This is a genomic window from Burkholderia sp. NLJ2, assembly GCF_049487195.1.
Classification (GTDB): domain Bacteria; phylum Pseudomonadota; class Gammaproteobacteria; order Burkholderiales; family Burkholderiaceae; genus Burkholderia; species Burkholderia pyrrocinia.
Genome location: NZ_CP137808.1, coordinates 1,359,197 through 1,378,779, shown reverse-complemented (window position 1 = coordinate 1,378,779; position 19,583 = coordinate 1,359,197). Strand labels below are relative to the sequence as shown.

The 19,583-nt window shown below is 67.4% G+C and carries 19 protein-coding genes and 1 riboswitch; of the genes, 15 read left to right on the top strand and 4 right to left on the bottom strand.

Annotation, left to right across the window (positions count from 1 at the left end; all coding sequences use genetic code 11):
• The first annotated feature begins 844 nt into the window (after positions 1 to 844).
• The 8 genes from R9B84_RS06350 (at position 845) to R9B84_RS06315 (ending at position 8,264) form a co-directional block, all read left to right on the top strand.
• Positions 845 to 1,870 carry a substrate-binding domain-containing protein gene (locus R9B84_RS06350; RefSeq protein ID WP_423759627.1) on the top strand — a complete coding sequence of 342 codons (1,026 nt, stop codon included), beginning with the start codon at positions 845 to 847 and terminating at the stop codon, positions 1,868 to 1,870.
• A gap of 74 nt (positions 1,871 to 1,944) precedes the next feature.
• Positions 1,945 to 2,973, top strand: a complete 1,029-nt coding sequence (locus R9B84_RS06345) for an ABC transporter substrate-binding protein (protein WP_423759626.1) — start codon at positions 1,945 to 1,947, stop codon at positions 2,971 to 2,973.
• Positions 2,974 to 2,990: 17 nt separating this feature from the next.
• Positions 2,991 to 3,815, top strand: coding sequence for an ABC transporter permease (locus R9B84_RS06340; protein WP_423759625.1), 825 nt, complete (start codon positions 2,991 to 2,993; stop codon positions 3,813 to 3,815).
• A gap of 10 nt (positions 3,816 to 3,825) precedes the next feature.
• Positions 3,826 to 4,722 (top strand): ABC transporter permease, encoded by an 897-nt coding sequence (locus tag R9B84_RS06335; RefSeq protein ID WP_423759624.1) that lies wholly within the window; start codon positions 3,826 to 3,828, stop codon positions 4,720 to 4,722.
• A gap of 13 nt (positions 4,723 to 4,735) precedes the next feature.
• Positions 4,736 to 5,767: an ABC transporter ATP-binding protein gene (locus tag R9B84_RS06330; protein ID WP_423759623.1), complete on the top strand. Its 1,032-nt coding sequence runs from the start codon at positions 4,736 to 4,738 to the stop codon at positions 5,765 to 5,767.
• An 87-nt stretch (positions 5,768 to 5,854) separates the two neighbouring features.
• Positions 5,855 to 6,679 (top strand): phosphodiesterase, encoded by an 825-nt coding sequence (locus R9B84_RS06325; protein ID WP_423759622.1) that lies wholly within the window; start codon positions 5,855 to 5,857, stop codon positions 6,677 to 6,679.
• 18 nt (positions 6,680 to 6,697) lie between these two features.
• A complete protein-coding gene (locus R9B84_RS06320; protein ID WP_423759621.1) occupies positions 6,698 to 6,979 on the top strand; it encodes a hypothetical protein in 282 nt (93 codons plus the stop codon).
• 85 nt (positions 6,980 to 7,064) lie between these two features.
• Positions 7,065 to 8,264 carry an MFS transporter gene (locus R9B84_RS06315; RefSeq protein ID WP_423759620.1) on the top strand — a complete coding sequence of 400 codons (1,200 nt, stop codon included), beginning with the start codon at positions 7,065 to 7,067 and terminating at the stop codon, positions 8,262 to 8,264.
• 21 nt (positions 8,265 to 8,285) lie between these two features.
• Here R9B84_RS06315 and R9B84_RS06310 read toward each other — a convergent pair whose 3' ends face one another.
• The gene (locus R9B84_RS06310) at positions 8,286 to 9,461 is read right to left on the bottom strand and encodes an EamA family transporter (RefSeq protein WP_423759619.1); all 1,176 of its coding nucleotides are present in this window, start codon (positions 9,459 to 9,461) and stop codon (positions 8,286 to 8,288) included.
• A 492-nt stretch (positions 9,462 to 9,953) separates the two neighbouring features.
• Here R9B84_RS06310 and R9B84_RS06305 point away from each other — a divergent pair, with 492 nt between their 5' ends.
• The 3 genes from R9B84_RS06305 to R9B84_RS06295 all read left to right on the top strand — a co-directional run bounded on the left by R9B84_RS06305 (position 9,954) and on the right by R9B84_RS06295 (position 12,660).
• Entirely contained in the window at positions 9,954 to 10,307 is a 354-nt protein-coding gene (locus tag R9B84_RS06305; RefSeq protein WP_047900284.1) for a type II toxin-antitoxin system RelE/ParE family toxin, read from the top strand.
• Positions 10,304 to 10,585, top strand: a complete 282-nt coding sequence (locus tag R9B84_RS06300) for a helix-turn-helix domain-containing protein (RefSeq protein WP_423759618.1) — start codon at positions 10,304 to 10,306, stop codon at positions 10,583 to 10,585. Before R9B84_RS06305 ends, R9B84_RS06300 begins: the two co-directional genes overlap by 4 nt.
• A gap of 347 nt (positions 10,586 to 10,932) precedes the next feature.
• The gene (locus R9B84_RS06295; RefSeq protein WP_423759617.1) at positions 10,933 to 12,660 is read left to right on the top strand and encodes a methyl-accepting chemotaxis protein; all 1,728 of its coding nucleotides are present in this window, start codon (positions 10,933 to 10,935) and stop codon (positions 12,658 to 12,660) included.
• A gap of 46 nt (positions 12,661 to 12,706) precedes the next feature.
• On the opposite strand, the gene R9B84_RS06290 is transcribed toward R9B84_RS06295, so the two are convergent.
• From R9B84_RS06290 to R9B84_RS06280, 3 genes are all read right to left on the bottom strand, one after another.
• A complete protein-coding gene (locus R9B84_RS06290) occupies positions 12,707 to 13,495 on the bottom strand; it encodes a molybdopterin-dependent oxidoreductase (RefSeq protein ID WP_423759616.1) in 789 nt (262 codons plus the stop codon).
• Between the two features lie 29 nt (positions 13,496 to 13,524).
• Positions 13,525 to 14,157 carry a cytochrome b/b6 domain-containing protein gene (locus R9B84_RS06285; RefSeq protein WP_034183182.1) on the bottom strand — a complete coding sequence of 211 codons (633 nt, stop codon included), beginning with the start codon at positions 14,155 to 14,157 and terminating at the stop codon, positions 13,525 to 13,527.
• Positions 14,158 to 14,329: 172 nt separating this feature from the next.
• Positions 14,330 to 14,599, bottom strand: coding sequence for a pentapeptide MXKDX repeat protein (locus R9B84_RS06280; RefSeq protein WP_321790233.1), 270 nt, complete (start codon positions 14,597 to 14,599; stop codon positions 14,330 to 14,332).
• A 269-nt stretch (positions 14,600 to 14,868) separates the two neighbouring features.
• Positions 14,869 to 14,985: riboswitch (TPP riboswitch) on the top strand.
• Between the two features lie 124 nt (positions 14,986 to 15,109).
• On the opposite strand from R9B84_RS06280, the gene thiC reads away from it, so the two are divergent.
• The 4 genes from thiC to R9B84_RS06260 all read left to right on the top strand — a co-directional run bounded on the left by thiC (position 15,110) and on the right by R9B84_RS06260 (position 19,030).
• Entirely contained in the window at positions 15,110 to 17,041 is a 1,932-nt protein-coding gene (thiC, locus tag R9B84_RS06275) for a phosphomethylpyrimidine synthase ThiC (protein WP_423759615.1), read from the top strand.
• Positions 17,042 to 17,275: 234 nt separating this feature from the next.
• Positions 17,276 to 17,491, top strand: coding sequence for a glycine zipper 2TM domain-containing protein (locus R9B84_RS06270; protein ID WP_096472902.1), 216 nt, complete (start codon positions 17,276 to 17,278; stop codon positions 17,489 to 17,491).
• A 208-nt stretch (positions 17,492 to 17,699) separates the two neighbouring features.
• Positions 17,700 to 17,957 carry a hypothetical protein gene (locus tag R9B84_RS06265; RefSeq protein ID WP_423759614.1) on the top strand — a complete coding sequence of 86 codons (258 nt, stop codon included), beginning with the start codon at positions 17,700 to 17,702 and terminating at the stop codon, positions 17,955 to 17,957.
• A 146-nt stretch (positions 17,958 to 18,103) separates the two neighbouring features.
• Positions 18,104 to 19,030 carry a DMT family transporter gene (locus tag R9B84_RS06260; RefSeq protein WP_423759613.1) on the top strand — a complete coding sequence of 309 codons (927 nt, stop codon included), beginning with the start codon at positions 18,104 to 18,106 and terminating at the stop codon, positions 19,028 to 19,030.
• The last annotated feature ends 553 nt before the right edge of the window (positions 19,031 to 19,583 follow it).

Here is a 19,583-nt window from a genome sequence, read left to right as displayed (position 1 = left end):
CCCGAAGGTGATCGTTACGAGTATCGAGTTGCAACGTGTACGGAAGAAGCATGCGTGCTGCATGCCCGCGGACCGCAAACGCATCCGATGCGGCGCCGCAAAAACAAAAAAACCGCGAGCGCTCGATCTCTCGCGGGTCTTCGTACCTTCATGGAATCGCGTGGAAGCAATCATGGTGCCGGGGACCGGACTTGAACCGGCAAGCCAATTAAGGCGGCGGATTTTCGTCACACTGCTTCTTTCAAAGCCGGTGTCGCGTGGGCGAAACCGTTCGTGCGCTGGACTATGCCTTCACCGTCGCGCGCGGGCGTGACCGCTGCCCGTGCGCCTTAGGCGCCCCCCGTCTAGTCTCTACACCTTCCTCGCGGGTGCCGCGAGGCTTGGCTCGGCGTTGCCTCGATGCGCGCATCAGGGGTTTCGCCGAATTTGAAGGGTTCTGCACCGACCGTTTCCGGCCGGGCACTCAATCGTTTAAGTCCGCTATGTTTACCAATTTCATCACCCCGGCAAGAGGGCGGACGGGATTCTACCATTGCTTGTGCATGCGTTCCCTTATTCCGGCGAGATGCATCGGGACGCATCGAACCTGCGCGCCCCATCGCCCGTCGACGCACCGCCGCATTGCACGCATTCATCCAGTGTAATCAGCGTCGATACGACACTGCCTGCGATTTCGTCCCGCGCCGCAACATCCGCCGATACAATCGAGTCCGCCTTGTCCGACGGGTCCAACCGTCTGACGTTTGTATCGTACTTATTGCGAAACAAGCGGCGCGGCGTCATCGCGAAGTCACAAACGTTTTCGATAATTCCCCGGCCGAAAACGTTTACATCGCGCTACTTCATGACCTCGACCATCAAGGATGTCGCTGCCCTCGCGGGCTTCTCGATCGCCACCGTCTCGCGCGCGATCAACTCGCCGCATACCGTCAGCCCCGCCACGCTGCAGACCATCCGCACCGCGATCGACACGCTGCAGTTCCGCCCGAGCCCGCTCGGCCGGCAACTGCGCGGCGAACGCACGCGGCTCGTCGGCGTCGTCGTGCCGACACTGTCGAACCCCGTGTTCGCCGACTGCCTGCAAGGCATCGACGAGCTCGCGACGGCGGCCGGCTTCAAGCTGATCGTGATGACGACCGAGTACGACGCGGCGCGCGAGCGTCACGCGATCGAGACGCTGCGCGAGCAGCGCGTCGAAGGGCTGATCCTCACCGTCGCCGACGCGGACACGCACCCGCTGCTCGACATGCTCGACCGCGACGGCCCGCATTACGTGCTGATGCACAACGACACGCAGCGCCGCCCGTCGGTGTCGGTCGACAACCGCAGCGCGGCCTATGACGGCGTGCGGATGCTGACCGCGCGCGGTCACCGCCGCGTGCTGATGCTGGCCGGTTCGCTCGCCGCGTCGGATCGCGCGCGCCAGCGCCATCTCGGTTATGCGCAGGCACTCGAGGAAAGCGGCGTCGCGACGCTGCCGCCGGTCGAAGTCGACTTCAACGCGCCCGAGCTGCCCGACGCGGTGCTCGCGCATCTGACCTCGCGCGCCACGCGCCCGACCGCCCTCTTCTGCAGCAACGACCTGCTCGCGATGGTCGTGATGCGCGGCCTGCGCCGCGCGGGTTTCTCGATCCCGGACGACCTGTCGGTGCTCGGCTTCGACGGAATCGCGATCGGCGAACTGCTCGCGCCGGCGCTCGCGAGCGTCGCGACGCCGAACCGCGACATCGGCCGCCACGCATGGCGGCGTCTCGTCGAATGCATCGGCGGCGCGACGATCGAACGCACGTCGCTGATCCTGCCGCATGCGGTGCGCGACGGTGCGACGATTGCGCCGCCGGCCACCGACCTGCAATTGCGCAAGGCCTGAACGCACAAGCCGCGCCACTACGCACGCCGACCACCACACCACCCCAGCGCCACACACTCGCCCGGAGACCCACCGTGTCCTTTCGCCTGACCTCGCTGCTGCGCGCGCTCGCCGCGCCGCTCGCCTGCGCCGCGCTCATCGCCGGCGCACCCGCTGCCCACGCCGACGAAACGGCGATCTGCTACAACTGCCCGCCCGAATGGGCCGACTGGGCCGCGCAGATCGCGGCGATCAAGCAGAAGACCGGCATCCGCGTGCCGTTCGACAACAAGAACTCGGGCCAGTCGATCGCGCAACTGATCGCCGAGCAGAAGAGCCCGGTTGCCGACGTCGTCTACCTCGGCGTGTCGTCGGCATTCCAGGCGAAGGACAAGGGCGTGATCGCGCCGTACAAGCCCGCGCACTGGAACGACATTCCCGCGAACCTGAAGGACCCGCAAGGCTACTGGTTCGCGATCCATTCGGGCACGCTCGGCTTCTTCGTGAACAAGGACGCGCTCGACGGCAAGCCGGTGCCGCGCTCGTGGGCCGATCTGCTGAAGCCCGAATACAAGGGCATGGTCGGCTATCTCGATCCGTCCAGCGCATTCGTCGGCTACGCGGGTGCGGTGGCCGTCAACCAGGCGCTCGGCGGCAGCCTCGACAACTTCAAGCCGGCGCTCGACTGGTTCCGCAAGCTGAAGACGAACGCGCCGATCGTGCCGAAGCAGACCGCGTATGCACGCGTGCTGTCCGGCGAGATTCCGATCCTGCTCGACTACGACTTCGACGCGTATCGCGCGAAATACAAGGACAACGCGAACGTCGAGTTCGTGATTCCGAAGGAAGGCACGATCGCGGTGCCGTACGTGATGAGCCTCGTGAAGGGCGCGCCGCACGACGCGAACGGCAAGAAGGTGCTCGATTTCGTGCTGTCGGACGAAGGCCAGAAACTGTGGGCCAACGCGTACCTGCGCCCGGTGCGCGCGCAGACGCTCGGCGCCGATATCGCCGCGAAGTTCCTGCCGGCGAGCGAGTATGCGCGTGCGAAGTCGGTCGACTTCGGCAAGATGGCGGCCGGCCAGCAGGCGTTCGGCCAGCAGTACCTGCAGGTGATGCAGTAAGCGGCGGGATACAACCGATGTTCGACCTGACTTTCCCGCTGCGCTGGCGCGTCGCGCTCGTCGCGCCGGCGCTCGCGGTGTTCGCCGCGTTCTGGCTGCTGCCGATGGCGGCGCTCGTGCGGGTGTCCGCCGACGGCGCGTTCTTCTCGCAGTACGCGGCGTTGCTCGGCAATGCGCGCTACATGAAGAGTCTCGGCGAGACCATCGCGCTGTCCGCGGGCGTTACGCTCGCGACGCTCGCGCTGTCGACGATCTCCGGCCTGCTGCTCGCGCGCCGCGAATTCTCCGGCAAGCGCGTGCTGCTCGCGCTGCTCACGTTTCCGCTTGCGTTCCCGGGCGTCGTCGTCGGCTTCATGGTGATCATGCTCGCCGGGCGTCAGGGGCTGATCGGCATGCTGTCCGCGAAGCTCACGGGCGACAAGTGGGTATTCGCGTATTCGGTCGCGGGCCTGTTCGTCGGCTACCTGTACTTCTCGATTCCGCGCGTGATCGTCACCGTGATCGCGGCCGCGTCGAAGCTCGACGCGTCGCTCGAGGAAGCCGCCCGCTCGCTCGGCGCATCGCCGTGGCGCATCTTCGTCGACATCGTGCTGCCCGCGCTCGCGCCGGGGCTGATCGCGGCCGGCGCGATCTGCTTCGCGACCGCGATGGGCGCATTCGGTACAGCGTTCACGCTGGCCACCGACCTGAACGTGCTGCCGATGACGATCTATACCGAGTTCACGCTGAACGCAAACATCGCGACGGCGGCCGGCCTGTCGATCGTGCTCGGCATCGTCACCTGGGCCGTGCTCGCGCTCGCGCGCCGCTTCACCGGCCAAACCGCCGCCGCCGCGGCCTGAGGATTCCTGCATGCAATCGCTTTCCGGCTCTTCCGCGCCGTCGCCCGCTCCCGCTCCCGCGCAGGCGAGCGGCGTCGCGCGGCGCGCGCCGCGCGTCACGGGTGCACGCGCGATCGCCACGCTGCAATGGGGTGTCACGCTGCTGCTGTGCGCATTCCTGATCGTGCCCGTCGTGATGTCGGTGCTCGCGGGCCTGACCGTCAACTACTTCCGCGGACTGTCGAGCGGCCTCACGCTGCGCTGGCTAGAACAGGTGTGGCAGCAGTATCACGGCTCGGTCGCGCTGTCGCTGTATGTCGCATTCGCGACGCTCGCGATCGTGCTCGCGGTCGGCGTGCCGGCCGGTTATGCGCTCGCGCGCAGCAAGAGCCGCATCGCGCGCGCGATCGAGGAAGCGCTCGTGCTGCCGGTCGCGCTGCCTGGCCTCGCGTCGGCGCTCGCGCTGCTGGTCGTGTACGGCGGCTTCACCGCGTTTCGGATGAGCCTGTGGTTCATCGTCGTCGGCCACGTCGTGTTCACGCTGCCGTTCATGGTGCGCGCGGTCGCGGCCGTCGCAGCCGGCGCCGACCTGCGCACGCTCGAGGAAGGCGCGGCCAGCCTCGGCGCGTCGTTCGTCACGCGCTTCGTCACGATCGTGCTGCCGAACCTGCGCCCCGGCATCGTCGCGGGCGCGCTCGCGGTGCTCACGCTGTCGATCGGCGAATTCAACCTCACGTGGATGCTGCACACGCCCGACACCAAGACGCTGCCCGTCGGCCTCGCCGATACCTATGCGTCGCTGCGCCTCGAAGTCGGCAGCGCATACACGATCCTGTTCCTGCTGATGACGTTGCCGCTCCTCGTCGCGATGCAATGGCTCGGCGTCGATCCGTCCGGCACGCGCGCGCTCAAGCGGCGCCCACGCTGATATTTTCGTTCCGATGAAACTCGATTCCACTCCCATCACCCTGACCGGCTGCGCGAAGACGTTCCGCGGCACGCGCGTGCTCGAACCGCTCGACCTGTCGATCGGCGCGGGCGAAACGCTCGTGCTGCTCGGGCCGTCGGGCTGCGGCAAGACGACGACGCTGCGCCTGATCGCCGGCCTCGACACGCCGGACGCCGGCGGCACGATCGCGTTCGGCAACGACGACGTGACCGCACTGCCGATCGAGCGCCGGCAGGTCGGCATGGTGTTCCAGAACTACGCGCTGTTTCCGAACCTGACGGTGCGCGGCAACGTCGGCTACGGGCTCAAGATCCGCAAGACCGAGCCGCGTGCGCTGCGCGAGCGCGTCGACGAACTGCTCGCGATGATGCGGCTCGACGCGCACGCCGACAAGCCGATCGATCAGCTCTCGGGCGGCCAGCGCCAGCGCGTCGCGCTGGCGCGCGCGCTCGCGGTGCGGCCGCGCGTGCTGCTGCTCGACGAGCCGCTGACGGCACTCGACGCGAAACTGCGCGACGTGCTGCGTCGCGAGATGAACGCGTTGCTGCGCGAGCTCGGTGTGACGACGGTCTACGTGACGCACGACCAGGCCGAGGCAATGGAGCTCGGCGACCGGATCGTCGTGATGGGCGCGGGCCGCATCGAACAGATCGGCACGCCGCGCGACATCTACTACCGGCCGGCCAATCGCACGGTCGCGCAGTTCATCGGCACGCTGAACCGGCTTCACGGACAATGGCGCGATGGCGCGCTGGTGACGACGGGCGGCGCGATCGTCACGCCGCATGCCGCCGACGAGTGGTTCTTCCGCCCCGAGGATGCGCAACTCGCCGATCCCGCGCATGCGCCGCTGCGCGGCACGGTCGGTGCATGTGCGTTCCTCGGCGAGCGCACACGGCTGACGATCGAGCACGCGGCGCCCGACGCGCTCGTGATCGACGTGCCGGGCCGCATCGCGCTCGCGCACGGCACGGCGGTCGGCATTACGATTGCACCGGAAGGCCTGATCGCGCTCGGCGCGTAATGCACTTCGAATGCAGCACCCATGCACCACCCCACCGCGGCGCATGACGCCGCACCTACAATAACCAGACGATTCCGAGAAACGACGATGCTGCTAGCTCAAATCAGCGATCTCCACATCAAGCGGCCGGGTCAGCTCGCGTACCGGCGCGTCGACACGGCGGCCGCGCTCACGCGCTGCATCGCGAAGCTGAACGCGCTCGTGCCGCGCCCCGACGCCGTGCTCGTCACCGGCGACCTGACCGACTTCGGCCACGACGACGAATACGGCAGCCTGCGCGACCTGCTCGCGCCGCTCGAGATTCCGTACTACCTGATGATCGGCAATCACGACGACCGCGCCGGGCTGCGCCGCGCGTTCGCCGATCGCCCGGAACTGCACGACGGCGAATTCGTGCAGTACGCGTTCGACGTCGGCGCGGTGCGCGTGCTCGCGCTCGATTCGCAGGTGCCCGGCGCGAGCCACGGCGACCTGTGCGACGCGCGACTTGCATGGCTCGCCGCGCAGCTCGACGCCGCGCGCGATCGCCCGGTGATCGTCGCGCTGCATCACCCGCCGTTCGCGTCGGGGATCGGCCACATGGACGCGCTGCGCCTCGCGCCCGCCGCCGCCGCGAAACTCGATGCGCTGCTGCGCGGTTATCCGAACGTCGAACGCGTGCTGTGCGGCCATGTGCACCGCATGATGTTTACGCGTTTCGGCGGCACGCTTGCATCGGCGGTGCCGGCGCCCGCACACCAGGTCGCGTTCGACCTGCGGGCCGATGCGCCGTCCGCGTTCCGGCTCGAACCGCCGGCGTTTGCGGTGCATCGTTATGAGCCGGATACGGGGATGACGTCGCACCACGTGTATGTGGACGAAGGCGCCGGGCCGTATCCGTTCTATGAGCCGACCGGGGAGCTGGTCGACTGACCGCGTGAAGCATATGCAATGACCGGGCGGCTGGTCACGCTGGTCACGCTGGTCACGCTGGTCACGCTGGTCACGCTGGTTGTGCTGGTTGTGCTGGTTGTGCTGGTTGTGCTGGTTGTGCTGGTTGTGCTGGTTGTGCTGGTTGTGCTGGTCACGCTGGTTGTGCTGGTCACGCTGGTCACGCTGGTTGTGCTGGTTGTGCTGGTTGTGCTGGTTGTGCTGGTTGTGCTGGTTGTGCTGGTTGTGCTGGTCACACCGGTTCGCCGCCCGCCCGGCAGGATTCACGAGGCTCCGGTATGATCGGCAGCCTCGGCCGGCGCCCGGCCCGCCTGCGCACCCGGCGCGTGCGCCGCGCGCCGCGCCGCCCAACCTCGCCCGCGCAGCCATGTCCACCGCCTCCACCGACCATCCGGCCGACGCCGCCTCGCCCCACTACTCGCGCAGCCTGTTGTTGCTGCTTGCGACGATCGCGGGCGTGTCCGTCGCGAACATCTACTACAACCAGCCGCTGCTCGACAGCTTCCGCTCGGCCTTTCCCGACGGCGCGTCGTGGATCGGCGCGGTGCCGACCGCGACACAGCTCGGCTATGCGGCCGGCATGTTCCTGCTCGCGCCGCTCGGCGACCGTTTCGACCGCCGCGGGCTGATCCTGATGCAGATCGCCGGCCTGTCGGTCGCGCTGATCGTCGCAGCTGCCGCGCCGTCGCTGGCCGTGCTCGCGGTCGCGAGCCTCGCGATCGGCGTGCTCGCGACCATCGCGCAACAGGCCGTGCCGTTCGCGGCCGAAATTGCGCCACCCGCCGAACGCGGGCACGCGGTCGGCACCGTGATGAGCGGCCTGCTGCTCGGCATCCTGCTTGCGCGCACGGCCGCCGGCTTCGTCGCCGAGTATTTCGGCTGGCGCGCGGTGTTCGCCGCGTCGGTCGCGGCGCTCGTCGCGCTGGCCGCGGTGATCGTGCTGCGGCTGCCGCGCAGCTCGCCGACGTCGACGTTGTCGTACGGCAAGCTGCTCGGCTCGATGTGGCATCTGGCGGTCGAACTGCGCGGGCTGCGCGAGGCATCGCTGACAGGCGCCGCGCTGTTCGCGGCGTTCAGCGCGTTCTGGCCCGTGCTCACGCTATTGCTCGCCGGCGCACCGTTCCATCTCGGCCCGCAGGCGGCCGGCCTGTTCGGGATCGTCGGTGCGGCGGGCGCGCTCGCGGCGCCCTATGCGGGCCGCTTCGCGGACACGCGCGGCCCGCGAGCGATCATTTCGCTTGCGATCGCGCTGCTCGCGCTGTCGTTCGTGATCTTTGCGCTGTCGGGCTCGAGCCTCGTCGGGCTCGTGATCGGCGTGATCGTGCTGGATGTCGGCGTGCAGGCCGCGCAGATCTCGAACCAGTCGCGCATTTATGCGTTGAAGCCCGAGGCGCGCAGCCGCGTCAACACGGTGTACATGGTGTGCTATTTCATCGGCGGCGCGCTCGGCTCGTCGGCCGGCGTCGCCGCCTGGCACGCGTTCGGCTGGACCGGCATGTGCGCGGCCGGGCTGCTGTTCACCGCACTCGCGGGCTGGTCCCACCATCGCGGCAGCCGGCACGGCTGAGCGCACCCGGCAGCGCCGGCGTCACGCGTCGGCGCGCGGCGCGACCGGTTCGTTGGCGGGCGGCCGTGCAAACGCCTGCGCCGGCTCCATGACGACTGCCGCCGGATCCATCACGGCAGCGGGTGTCGGTACCGCAAGCGGGACAGCGGAAGGCGCCAGGATGGGCGCCGCATCCGGCAGCGCGATCTGATCGGGTGCGGACGCAACGTCCGCAGCCGACGCGGCCGCCACGGTCGTCGAACCGACAGCCGCGGCACGTGCCGCGGGCCGGCGCGCCGGATCGAACACGAACGACAGCCCGACGCTGCCGAGGATCGCGACGGTCGCGACCACGGTCGCCATCGTCACGGGTTCGCCGAGCAGCAGCGCACCGAGCGCGACCGCGACGATCGGGTTCACATACATGCAGCTGCTCGCGATGATCGGGCTCGTGTGGCGGATCAGGTAGCCGTATGCGACATACGCGGCCATCGTGCAGAACACCATCAGGTACAGAAACGCGAACACCGGCCCCGCCATCACGTGTTCGATGCGTTCGCCGATCAGCCACGCGACGAGCGTCGAAATCAGGCCACCGAGGCCGATCTGCAGCGACGTCGACAGAAACAGGTCGGACGGCAGCTTGAGCCGCGTCGCGAGGTGCGCGCCGCCCGCCCAGAACAACGCGCCGGCCAGCACGCAGATCGTGCCGAGCGCCGAATTCTGCGCCGCCGCGCCGCCCGAATTCAGCACGACGATGCCGACCATCCCGAGCGCGACCGCCGCCCACTCGCCCTTCGTCACCGGCCGGCCGGCCACCGCCGCGATCACGGTCGCGAACAGCGGCACCGTGGCCACCATCACCGCGGCCGAGCCGCTGCTGACCGAGCTGATCCCGAGCGCGATCGTACCGGACGACAGCGCGACGAGCATCGTGCCGACGATGCCCGCATTGCGGATCTCCAGCAGCGTCGGCCATTCGGGCTTGCGCCGCAGCGCGAAGATGAACAGGCCGATCCCGCCGAGCAGGTTGCGCAGCCCCGACAGCAGCAGCGGCGGGAACGACTGCAGCGCGAAATGCAGGCCGCTGTAGGTCGAACCCCAGACGAAATAGATGAATACGAGCGCCAGCGCGACGCGGCCGCCGCGGCTTTGCGGCAGGCGGATCCGGAACGAAAGGCGGGAGAGGAAATCGAGCAGTCGATCGAGCGGGGTCATCGGGCAACCCGCCCGCACGTCGCGCCGCGTGCGCCGCTGAAAGACGCCGGCAATGCCGGCAAACGGTCCTGGCGGGACCGGGAAGGCAGAGCGAACGTGCGGAACGACATGGCAGTGCGAACGGCGACGAAAGAGAACCGGCAAGCGGCGACAGAGGGACAAAAAAACGCGCGCAACCGCTTCGGCTGCGCACGCTCGGCATTATGGCATCAAGGATTCGAAAGCATCGTCAGACCTGTCTGAAAGGATAAGGACTGACGTTTCGGCGCGACATTTTTCGGCCGACGGGCGGGTGAAATCCGGGGCCGGATGCACGTTGCCGGCGGCGCTGCCGCACGCAATCGATCGCAATCCGTAACGGTCGAACCAGACCTCGGCCGAACGGCCAGTCATGCGCGCCTGCCCTCGCTTCACGCTTATCGTGACGGACGGCATGCCCTCCTTGTGCCATCCGCAGCCTCCATTCGAAACCCGCACTGTCCATATAAAATTTTGTATAATTCGACCATTCTTCCGCCGAAGCCGGTCGTGTTCGTCGGCAGCGCGCTCGACGATCTTCGCGACTTTCCGCTGCCTGCGCGACGTGACGCCGGCCACCAGATCGACCAGGTGCAGCGCGGCCTCGCACCCGACGACTGGAAACCGATGCGCACCGTCGGCGTCGGCGTGCGGGAAATTCGCCTGCGCGATGCGAGCGGCGCGTTCCGGATCGTCTACGTCGCGACCTTCGCCGACGCCGTCTACGTGCTTCACTGCTTCCGGAAGCAAACGGCGCGCACGAACAAGACCGATATCGACCTGGCCGCCCGGCGTTATCGCTCGCTGATGATGGAGTTGAAACGATGACCAATGAACGTTACACGAACGTCTGGGACGCAATCGAGGGTCAGCCGGCCGAGGCCGAGAACATGAAGCTGCGCTCCGAACTGATGATCGCGCTCAAGCACCGCATCACGCAACTCGAGATCAGCCAGTCGGAAGCCGCGAAGCTGCTGGGCATCACGCAGCCGCGCGTGTCCGACCTGATGCGCGGCAAGATCAACCTGTTCGGGCTCGACGCCCTCGTCAACATGGCGACGGCGGCCGGCCTGCGCATCGAGATGCGCGTGCAGGAATCGGCGTGACGCGTGGCGCCCCGGCGCCCGATCCCCCCTTCGATGCCGATATGGCGCGTGATCTGCGCCGCGTGCGGCAATCCATGCGCAACCTTTCCGACAGTTCGCGTCCGGCATCACGACCCTACACATTCGAAAGCAATTTCGGCGCTTCCTGAAAGGCGGTTGACTGATGTTTTCTCGAGACATTGGTTTTTTGATCCAGTCGGTCCAATTTTCCTAATGTCCGGATTCGCGGCGCCGTATACCCGGCTATCAACCCTGCCCACATGATGGGATTTTCGTCTTGATGATCTGGCGAATGCCTCGATGCGGACACGGGACTTGACTGGTTTTCTCTTACATGGGTAGCGGGTATGAACAAGTTGACAGGCACCATCAAGCTCAAGATCGGGCTCGCGTTCGGCGCGTGCATTTTCGTCATGGTCGCGATCGGGCTGATGGGGATACGCGGGCTCGCGACATTGAGCTCCGACATGAGCTCGATGTACACGGACAGCACGGTGCCGCTCGAGGACCTGGCAGGCACCCAGGAGGGTGCGCTGCAGATGCGCCTCGGCCTGGAGCGGCTGGTCGCGACGCATGACGCGGCCGAGGCGAAGAACCTCGCCGGCCGCATCCGCGAGCGCGAGAAGAAGGTGCTGGCCGCGTGGAACGACTACTACCCGGCGAAGGTGACGGCCGCCGACGAGCGCAAGATCGCGGATCGGATCGCCGGCCAGCTCGGCGATTTTCGCGCACTCGCCTCGACCGCGCTCGGCGCGGCCGAATCGGGCAACGCCGACGCGACGGCAGCGGCGATCGACAAGATCCGCCCGGTCGGCGCCGCACTCGCCGACGGCATCGACGAGGACATCGTGATCAACGCGAAGCAGGTCAAGGATTCGGCCGACCAGGGCAACGACACGTTCCACACGCTGCTGTGGGTGTTGCTCGGTACCGTCGCGGTCGGCGTGGCCGCCGCGATCGGTGCATGGCTGTATCTGCAGCGCGCGATCACGCAGCCGCTCGGCATCGCGATGAACACCGCGCAACGCATCGCCGAAGGCCACCTCGAGAACGCGATCGAGATCCGCTCGAACGACGAGTTCGGCCGGCTGCTGGTCGCGCTGCGCCAGATGGACACGCAACTCGCGAACATCGTGCGCGACATCAAGGCGTCGAGCGAATCGATCTCGGTCGCGTCGAGCGAGATCGCGGCCGGCAACATGGACCTGTCGTCGCGCACCGAGGAACAGGCCGCGTCGCTCGAGGAAACCGCCGCGAGCATGGAAGAGCTGACCGCGACGGTCAAGCAGAACTCGGACAACGCGCGCCAGGCGACGACGCTCGCGACCAATGCGTCGCAGGTCGCCGACAACGGCAGCGAGGTCGTGCAGCAGATGCTCGCGACGATGACCGAGATCAGCACAAGCTCGGCGAAGATCGCCGACATCACGGGGCTGATCGAAAGCATCGCATTCCAGACCAACATCCTCGCGCTGAACGCGGCGGTCGAGGCCGCGCGCGCCGGCGAACAGGGGCGCGGCTTCGCGGTCGTCGCGGGCGAGGTGCGCAGCCTCGCGCAGCGCGCGTCGAGCGCCGCGAAGGAAATCAAGGAGCTGATCCAGCGCTCGGTCGAGACGGTCCGCGACGGCTCGGAGCAAGCAGAAGCCGTCGGCCGCACGATGGGCGACGTCCAGCAGGCGATCCGCCGCGTCGCGGACATCAACGCCGAGATTTCGGCCGCCTCCGAAGAGCAAAGCCGCGGGATCGAGCAGGTCAACATCGCGGTCGGCCAGATGGACGAAGTCACCCAACAAAACGCGGCGCTCGTCGAACAGGCGTCCGCCGCCGCGCAATCGCTCGAACAGCAGGCCGGGCAGCAGAAGCGCGCGGTGGCGGTGTTCAAGGTCGCCGACCGCGGCGCGCCCGCGCCGACAGCGGCAGCCAGGGCGCCCGCTCCCGCGCCCCGCGCGCCGGCCGCGCGTCCGGTCGCGCGGCGCGTTGCCGCCCGCCCGGCGCCTGCCACCGCGGCTGCGTCGGCTGCCACGGCACCGGCACTCGCGACAGCAGGCGGCGCGGACGACTGGGAAACCTTCTGACCGTCGCACGCCACACGCCGCACGCCGCGCGGCGTGCGGCGCTTGCCTACGATCCGCCGAACCAGTTGTATCCCTGATCGACCCAGTAGCCGCCCGGAAACGTGTCGGTCACGAAGATTTCCATGATGTGTTTCGGGTTCTTGTAGCCGAGCTTGGTCGGCATCCGCAGCTTCATCGGGAAACCGAATTCAGGCGGCAGGCGGCGGCCGTCGTACTCGAACGCGAGCAGCGTCTGCGGATGCAGCGCGGTCGGCATGTCGATGCTCTCGTAGTAGTCGTCCGCGCACTTGAAGCCGACGTATTTCGCATGCGTATCGGCGCCCGCGCGTGCGAGGAATGCGCCGAACGGCGTGCCGCCCCAGCGGCCGATCGCGCTCCACCCTTCCACGCAGATATGCCGCGTGATCTGCTCCGCGTGCGGCAGCGCGCGAAGCTCGTCGAGCGTCCACACGCGCTTGCCCGTCACGCGGCCGGACAGCACGAGCCGATAGGTCGATTCATCGACGTGCGGCACGTCGTCGATCCCGTAGTACGCGTTGAACGGGAATGGCCGCGTGATCTCGGCTTCGGTGTAGGTCGGCGCGAGCCGGTCGGGGCTGAACAGCCACGCCTGCACGCGATCGTTCATGCGCGACACCTTCTCGAGGAACGTGTTGACCGACGCGTCGTCCTGCAGTGTGCAGCCGGTCAGCATCGTCAGGCCGCCGAGCGTCAGCACGCGCCGGTTGAAGAGCCGCCGCGACGGCATCTCGAGCTCGCGGCGCACGTCGAGTTCGAGCGACTTCCGGTCGAGTGCCCAGCGCGGGCGGTCGCGCTTGTGTTCGGATTCGGACATGATGATTTCCTTCGGCACCTTCGTGCCGTTCAACGGCCGCGCAGCATCGCGAGCAGCGAGCGCGGCACCAGCAGCGCCATCGCGACGTGCACGACGAAGAACGCGACGAGCAGCGACATCGCCCAGAAATGCACGACACGCGCGTTGTCGTAACCGCCGAACAGTTCGCGCAGCAGCGGGAACTGCACGGATTTCCAGATCGCGAGCCCCGACAGCACCAGCACGACGAGATCGACGATCGCGGTCAGGTACGCCGCGCGCTGCACCGCGTTGTAGACGCTCAGGTCGGCATGCGACAGCCGCCCGCCGAGCGCCGCGCGCACGTCGCGCCACACGGATGCCGGCGTGACCGGCAGCATCTTGCGCACGAGGCGCCCGGTCGCAAGCGACATCGCCAGGTAGAACAGCCCGTTGCCGACGAGCAGCCACATCGCCGCGAAATGCCATTGCAGCGCGCCGCCGAGCCAGCCGCCGATGGTGATGCCGTGAGGAAACGTGAACGGCGGATAGATCGGCGACGCGTCGTAGATGCGCCAGCCGGACAGCGCCATCAGCACGGCCGCGAGCGCGTTGAGCCAGTGGCTCGCGCGCACCCACAGCGGATGGATCGGACGCGCGGGCGGCGTGGCGGCCGCGCGCCCGGTGGCGGGAACGGTTTGCATGATGAAAACTCCCGGAATGAGGCGACGGAGCGCGAGACGGGGGCCGGAGACCGGCCACGCAACGCATGCGCTGACGCACGGCGTGGCGCGTGCCCCGCGCGTCAGCCGGCACCGCGTACCGTCCCGGCACGCAGCGGCGACACGCGCGTCGGCCGCGCTCCGTCCGTTTCCGTCAGTTCGACGGGGCCATCTTGTCGTCCGATTTCGGCTTGCCCATCGAGTCGTGCGACATCCCGTCCTTCTTCATCGCGTGCTTCTTCATGGCGCCCTTCTTCATCGCGCCGTCCTTGGCCATCGCGTCGTCCTTCGCCATCGCGTCGTGGCCCATCGCGTCCTTCGACATCGACGAACCTTCCTTCGACATCGCGTCGTTCTGCGCATACGCGCCCGTTGCGACCATGGCGAAACCGGCGACACAGGCTGCGATCAGTACTTTTTTCATGACATCTCTCCGAAACATGGGTTTGAGGAGCCGAATAGACGGAGGACGTCGCGGGAAATGACAGCCGTTTCGAAAATATTTTTTTGGGGCTGCCGAAAATGCCGCAATGCTGCGCCGCGCCGTCGTTGTCAGCCGGGCTGCAGGGCCGTGCGGCGATGTCATGCAGCGCGGCTTGCGCGGCAGGCGCGCCGCCCGCAATGCTGCAACTGCACCGCGGCAACCGATCTGCCACCGGTTGAAACCGCCGCAAAGCCAGTGTATCGTGTGCGCTGCTAACGCGGGGGTCCTGCAATGCGCCCGGTCAACAAACCGGCATTGCGGGTGAGAAATACCCTTTGAACCTGATCTGGATAATGCCAGCGCAGGGAAGCGTACGGATTCCGCCGCCATCCTTCTGACGAAATCCGCCGCCTCACCAAGCCTCGTCTCCTGCTTAGCTCGAGCCCCACATTCGTCAAGGGCTCCGGGCAAGCGCCGCAGCGCCTGTCCGGCGCTCACACAGGAGATTGCATGAACGCCAATCCGAAGTTTCTGTCCGCCGACGCCCACGTCGATGCGGCTGCCGTCGCGCCGCTGCCGAATTCGCGGAAAGTCTATGTGACCGGCTCGCAGCCCGACATCCGCGTACCGATGCGCGAAATCACGCAGGCCGACACGCCGACCGGCTTCGGCGGCGAAAAGAATCCGCCGATCTACGTATACGACACGTCGGGCCCCTACACCGATCCGGAAGCCAGGATCGACATCCGCGCGGGCCTGCCCCCGCTGCGCCAGCGCTGGATCGAAGCGCGCGGCGACACCGAAGGGCTCTCCGGCCTGTCGAGCCAGTACGGCCTCGAGCGCGCGGCCGACCCGGCCACCGCCGACCTGCGTTTCCCGGGCCTGCACCGCAACCCGCGCCGCGCGCAGGCCGGCAAGAACGTCACGCAGATGCACTACGCGCGTCAGGGCATCATCACGCCGGAAATGGAATACATCGCGATCCGCGAGAACCAGCGCCGCGCCGAATACCTCGAGAGCCTGAAGTCGAGCGGCCCGAACGGCGCGAAGCTCGCCGCGATGATGGGCCGCCAGCACCCGGGCCAGGCGTTCGGCGCCGCGGCCTACGGCGCGAACGCGCTGGCCGAGATCACGCCCGAGTTCGTGCGCGACGAAATCGCGCGCGGCCGCGCGATCATTCCCGCGAACATCAACCACCCGGAATCCGAGCCGATGATCATCGGCCGCAACTTCCTCGTGAAGATCAACGCGAACATCGGCAACTCGGCCGTCACGTCGTCGATCGGCGAGGAAGTCGACAAGATGACGTGGGCGATCCGCTGGGGCGGCGACACGGTGATGGACCTGTCGACCGGCAAGCACATCCATGAAACGCGCGAGTGGATCATCCGCAACAGCCCGGTGCCGATCGGCACGGTGCCGATCTACCAGGCGCTCGAAAAGGTCAACGGCAAGGCCGAGGACCTGACCTGGGAAATCTTCCGCGACACGCTGATCGAGCAGGCCGAGCAAGGCGTCGACTACTTCACGATCCACGCGGGCGTGCGCCTGCAGTACGTGCCGCTCACCGCGAACCGGATGACGGGCATCGTGTCGCGCGGCGGCTCGATCATGGCGAAGTGGTGCCTCGCGCATCACAAGGAAAGCTTCCTGTACGAACACTTCGAAGAGATCTGCGAGATCATGAAGGCGTACGACGTGAGCTTCTCGCTCGGCGACGGCCTGCGCCCCGGCTCGATCTACGACGCGAACGACGAAGCGCAGCTCGGCGAACTGAAGACGCTCGGCGAACTCACGCAGATCGCGTGGAAGCACGACGTGCAGGTGATGATCGAAGGCCCCGGCCACGTGCCGATGCAGTTGATCAAGGAGAACATGGATCTCCAGCTCGACTGGTGCAAGGAAGCGCCGTTCTACACGCTCGGGCCGCTCACCACCGACATCGCGCCGGGCTACGACCACATCACGTCGGGCATCGGCGCCGCGATGATCGGCTGGTTCGGCACCGCGATGCTGTGCTACGTGACGCCGAAGGAGCACCTCGGCCTGCCGAACAAGGACGACGTGAAGGAAGGCATCATCACGTACAAGCTCGCCGCGCACGCGGCCGACCTGGCCAAGGGCCACCCGGGCGCGCAGGTGCGCGACAACGCGCTGTCGAAGGCGCGCTTCGAGTTCCGCTGGGAAGACCAGTTCAACATCGGTCTCGATCCGGACAAGGCGCGCGAATTCCACGACGAGACGCTGCCGAAGGATTCGGCGAAGGTCGCGCACTTCTGCTCGATGTGCGGCCCGCACTTCTGCTCGATGAAGATCACGCAGGACGTGCGCGAGTTCGCGGCGCAGCAGGGTGTGTCGGAATCCGAAGCGCTGAAGAAAGGGATGGAAGTGAAGGCGGTCGAATTCGTCAAGACCGGCGCCGAGATCTACCACCGTCAATAAGCGAACGCGGCGGTCCGCACTGGACACGCATCGCGATGCACGAAGCCCGCTTTCGAGCGGGCTTTTTTGCGTATGCCGCGTGCCTGCCGATGCACGGGAAACAATTGATTACGAAACCGCGCGCGGCTTAACAAGTGCTTACAGCAGCGTCGCGGGACGGCGCGTAGATTGGGTTCATGCGCGGCCGCCGGCCGGTCGCGCGTCCTTCCGCTCACGACTACAAGGACAACGATCATGACCTATTCGATTCGACGTATTGGGGTATGCGCGCTGCTCGTCGCGACGGTGGCCAGCCTGTCGGCCTGCGATTCGATGACGACGCGCCAGCGCGACACGGCAATCGGTGCGGGTATCGGCGGCGTCGCCGGCGCGGCGATCGGCGGCAACGCGCTGTCGACGCTGGGCGGCGCGGCGGCCGGCGGCATCATCGGCAACCAGGTCGGTAAATAAGCCGACCGGCTATCCGGCCGCCGCGCGAAGCGCGGCGAGTTCCGGCCTGACGGCGTTTTCGCACTGCGGAAGCGCCGTTTTTCGTATGCGGCGCCGCAGCACGCCGCAGCGGCCCGGAAATGATCCGTTACCGTTTTGCACACCCTGTCATCGGTGCGCGGCCTAAGCTTAAGCATCTGCCGATTGCCGGCTCCGCCGGAGAAACATCATGAACAGGTTCCTCGTCGCCGCGGCGCTCGCCTGCACGACGCTCGCCGGCTGCTACTACCCGTACGGCTATTATCCTGGCGGCTATTACGCGGCTGCACCGGTGCAGCCGGCACCCGTGTACGCCGATCCGGGCCCCGTCTACTACTATCCGGCGCCTGCGTACGCACCAGCGTGGGGCGGCTATTGGGGACCGGCGCTGTCGCTCAATTTCGGCTTCGGCGGACGCGGCGGACGCGGCGGCTGGCGCCATCACTGATCGAGCTGCCGGACGGCCGGCGGCCGGCCGTCCAGCGCCTGCAACCGGCGAATCTCCCGTTTCTTGCCGTTTCATCGAATCGTGAAACGACGGCGTGGTAACGCGGTGTAAGATCCACCGCATCCCGTCCCTCTCCCTCACGATCGATGTCACCCAAGAACGCCATCCTGCTGACCGTGCTCGCTGCCCTGTGGGGCGCGTCGTTCCTGTTCATCCGGGTCGGCGTCGTCGATTTCGGCGTCGCGCCGCTGATGGCGCTGCGCGTGGGCATCGGCGCGCTGTTTCTCACGGGCTTTGCGCTGACGCGCTTCAAGCCCGCCGATCTCGGCACGCGGCTGCGTCGTCATGCGTGGCCGTTGTTCGTCGTCGGCGCACTGAACTCGGGCATACCGTTCTGCCTGTTCGCGTTCGCCGAACTGACGCTGTCGGCCGGCCTGACGTCGGTGATCAACGCGACGACGCCGCTGTGGGGCGCGCTGGTCGCTTACCTGTGGCTGAAGGACAAGCTGTCGCTGCCGCGCGCGCTCGGCCTCGTGATCGGTTTTGCCGGCGTGCTCACGCTCGTGTGGAACCAGATCGCGAATGCGCACGGCGACACGGGCGCCAGCGCGACCGCGCTCGCCGCCGCCGCCGCGCTCGGCGCGACGCTGCTGTACGGCATCGCGGCCAATTACACGAAGCGCAAGCTCAGCGGCGTCGATCCGCTCGTCAACGCGGCCGGCAGCATGATCGGCTCGACCGTCCTGCTGCTGCCGTTCGCGATCGCCACCTGGCCGGCCGCGCCGGTCAGCGCGCACGCATGGGGCGCCGTGCTCGCCCTCGGCATCGCATGCACGGGCATCGCGTATTTCATCTTCTTCTACCTGATCGCGCATGTCGGCCCCGCCCGCGCGATTACCGTGACGTTCGTGATCCCGGTGTTCGGCCTGCTGTGGGGCGCGCTGTTCCTCGGCGAACATGTGTCGGCCGTGATGATCGAAGGCTGCGCGATCGTGCTCGTCGGCACCGCGCTCGCGACCGGCGTGATCAAGCGAATTCCCGGTCTGGGGCCGCGTGGCGGCGAAGCCACCTGACGATCCGGGCGCACGCCGCCGTCCGTCCTTCCTTCGTCGTGACTTGATCGCCGCCCGCTCCCCGTCGCGCTGAGGATAGCGCTGCAGCGCAACGGCATCCGTCTGACGGCGACATTCGGACGCGACCGCGACCGCGCCGGGCTTTCCCGCACCGCCATGCGCGCCATGCGGCCATGCCGCGGTTGATGCCGCGGTTGATGCCGCGGTTCATGCCGCGGGTGATGCCGCAGTTCATACCGCGGTTCATGCCGCGGTTGATGCCGCAGTTCATACCGCGGTTGATGCCGCAGTTCATACCGCGGATCATGCCGCCGGATTGTCATGTGCTTCTGCCGCACCTTTCACTGCGTGGCGGTCATGCACTGCACGCACTCCAGCGACGCCGATCACCGCTGCGCGCCGGCCAAGGCCGCGCCGTGTCCCGTTTGCGTCTGGAGTTTCCCTGATACGCGCGCCGCCGCATTCCCGTTACACTCGTAACATTCTTTCGCAGAAGGCGGTCACGATGCCTCACGTCCTTTCGCGTCCGCCTGCGCGTGCGACTGCTTTGGCG

Bases quoted from the DNA above. Each gene is read 5' to 3' on its own strand.
- R9B84_RS06350 (WP_423759627.1), top strand. From the start codon at position 845: ATGACCTCGACCATCAAGGATGTCGCTGCCCTCGCGGGCTTCTCGATC.
- R9B84_RS06340 (WP_423759625.1), top strand. From the start codon at position 2,991: ATGTTCGACCTGACTTTCCCGCTGCGCTGGCGCGTCGCGCTCGTCGCG.
- R9B84_RS06335 (WP_423759624.1), top strand. From the start codon at position 3,826: ATGCAATCGCTTTCCGGCTCTTCCGCGCCGTCGCCCGCTCCCGCTCCC.
- R9B84_RS06330 (WP_423759623.1), top strand. From the start codon at position 4,736: ATGAAACTCGATTCCACTCCCATCACCCTGACCGGCTGCGCGAAGACG.
- R9B84_RS06325 (WP_423759622.1), top strand. From the start codon at position 5,855: ATGCTGCTAGCTCAAATCAGCGATCTCCACATCAAGCGGCCGGGTCAG.
- R9B84_RS06320 (WP_423759621.1), top strand. From the start codon at position 6,698: ATGACCGGGCGGCTGGTCACGCTGGTCACGCTGGTCACGCTGGTCACG.
- R9B84_RS06315 (WP_423759620.1), top strand. From the start codon at position 7,065: ATGTCCACCGCCTCCACCGACCATCCGGCCGACGCCGCCTCGCCCCAC.
- R9B84_RS06310 (WP_423759619.1), bottom strand. From the start codon at position 9,461: ATGACCCCGCTCGATCGACTGCTCGATTTCCTCTCCCGCCTTTCGTTC.
- R9B84_RS06300 (WP_423759618.1), top strand. From the start codon at position 10,304: ATGACCAATGAACGTTACACGAACGTCTGGGACGCAATCGAGGGTCAG.
- R9B84_RS06295 (WP_423759617.1), top strand. From the start codon at position 10,933: ATGAACAAGTTGACAGGCACCATCAAGCTCAAGATCGGGCTCGCGTTC.
- R9B84_RS06290 (WP_423759616.1), bottom strand. From the start codon at position 13,495: ATGTCCGAATCCGAACACAAGCGCGACCGCCCGCGCTGGGCACTCGAC.
- R9B84_RS06285 (WP_034183182.1), bottom strand. From the start codon at position 14,157: ATGCAAACCGTTCCCGCCACCGGGCGCGCGGCCGCCACGCCGCCCGCG.
- R9B84_RS06280 (WP_321790233.1), bottom strand. From the start codon at position 14,599: ATGAAAAAAGTACTGATCGCAGCCTGTGTCGCCGGTTTCGCCATGGTC.
- thiC (WP_423759615.1), top strand. From the start codon at position 15,110: ATGAACGCCAATCCGAAGTTTCTGTCCGCCGACGCCCACGTCGATGCG.
- R9B84_RS06270 (WP_096472902.1), top strand. From the start codon at position 17,276: ATGACCTATTCGATTCGACGTATTGGGGTATGCGCGCTGCTCGTCGCG.
- R9B84_RS06265 (WP_423759614.1), top strand. From the start codon at position 17,700: ATGAACAGGTTCCTCGTCGCCGCGGCGCTCGCCTGCACGACGCTCGCC.
- R9B84_RS06260 (WP_423759613.1), top strand. From the start codon at position 18,104: ATGTCACCCAAGAACGCCATCCTGCTGACCGTGCTCGCTGCCCTGTGG.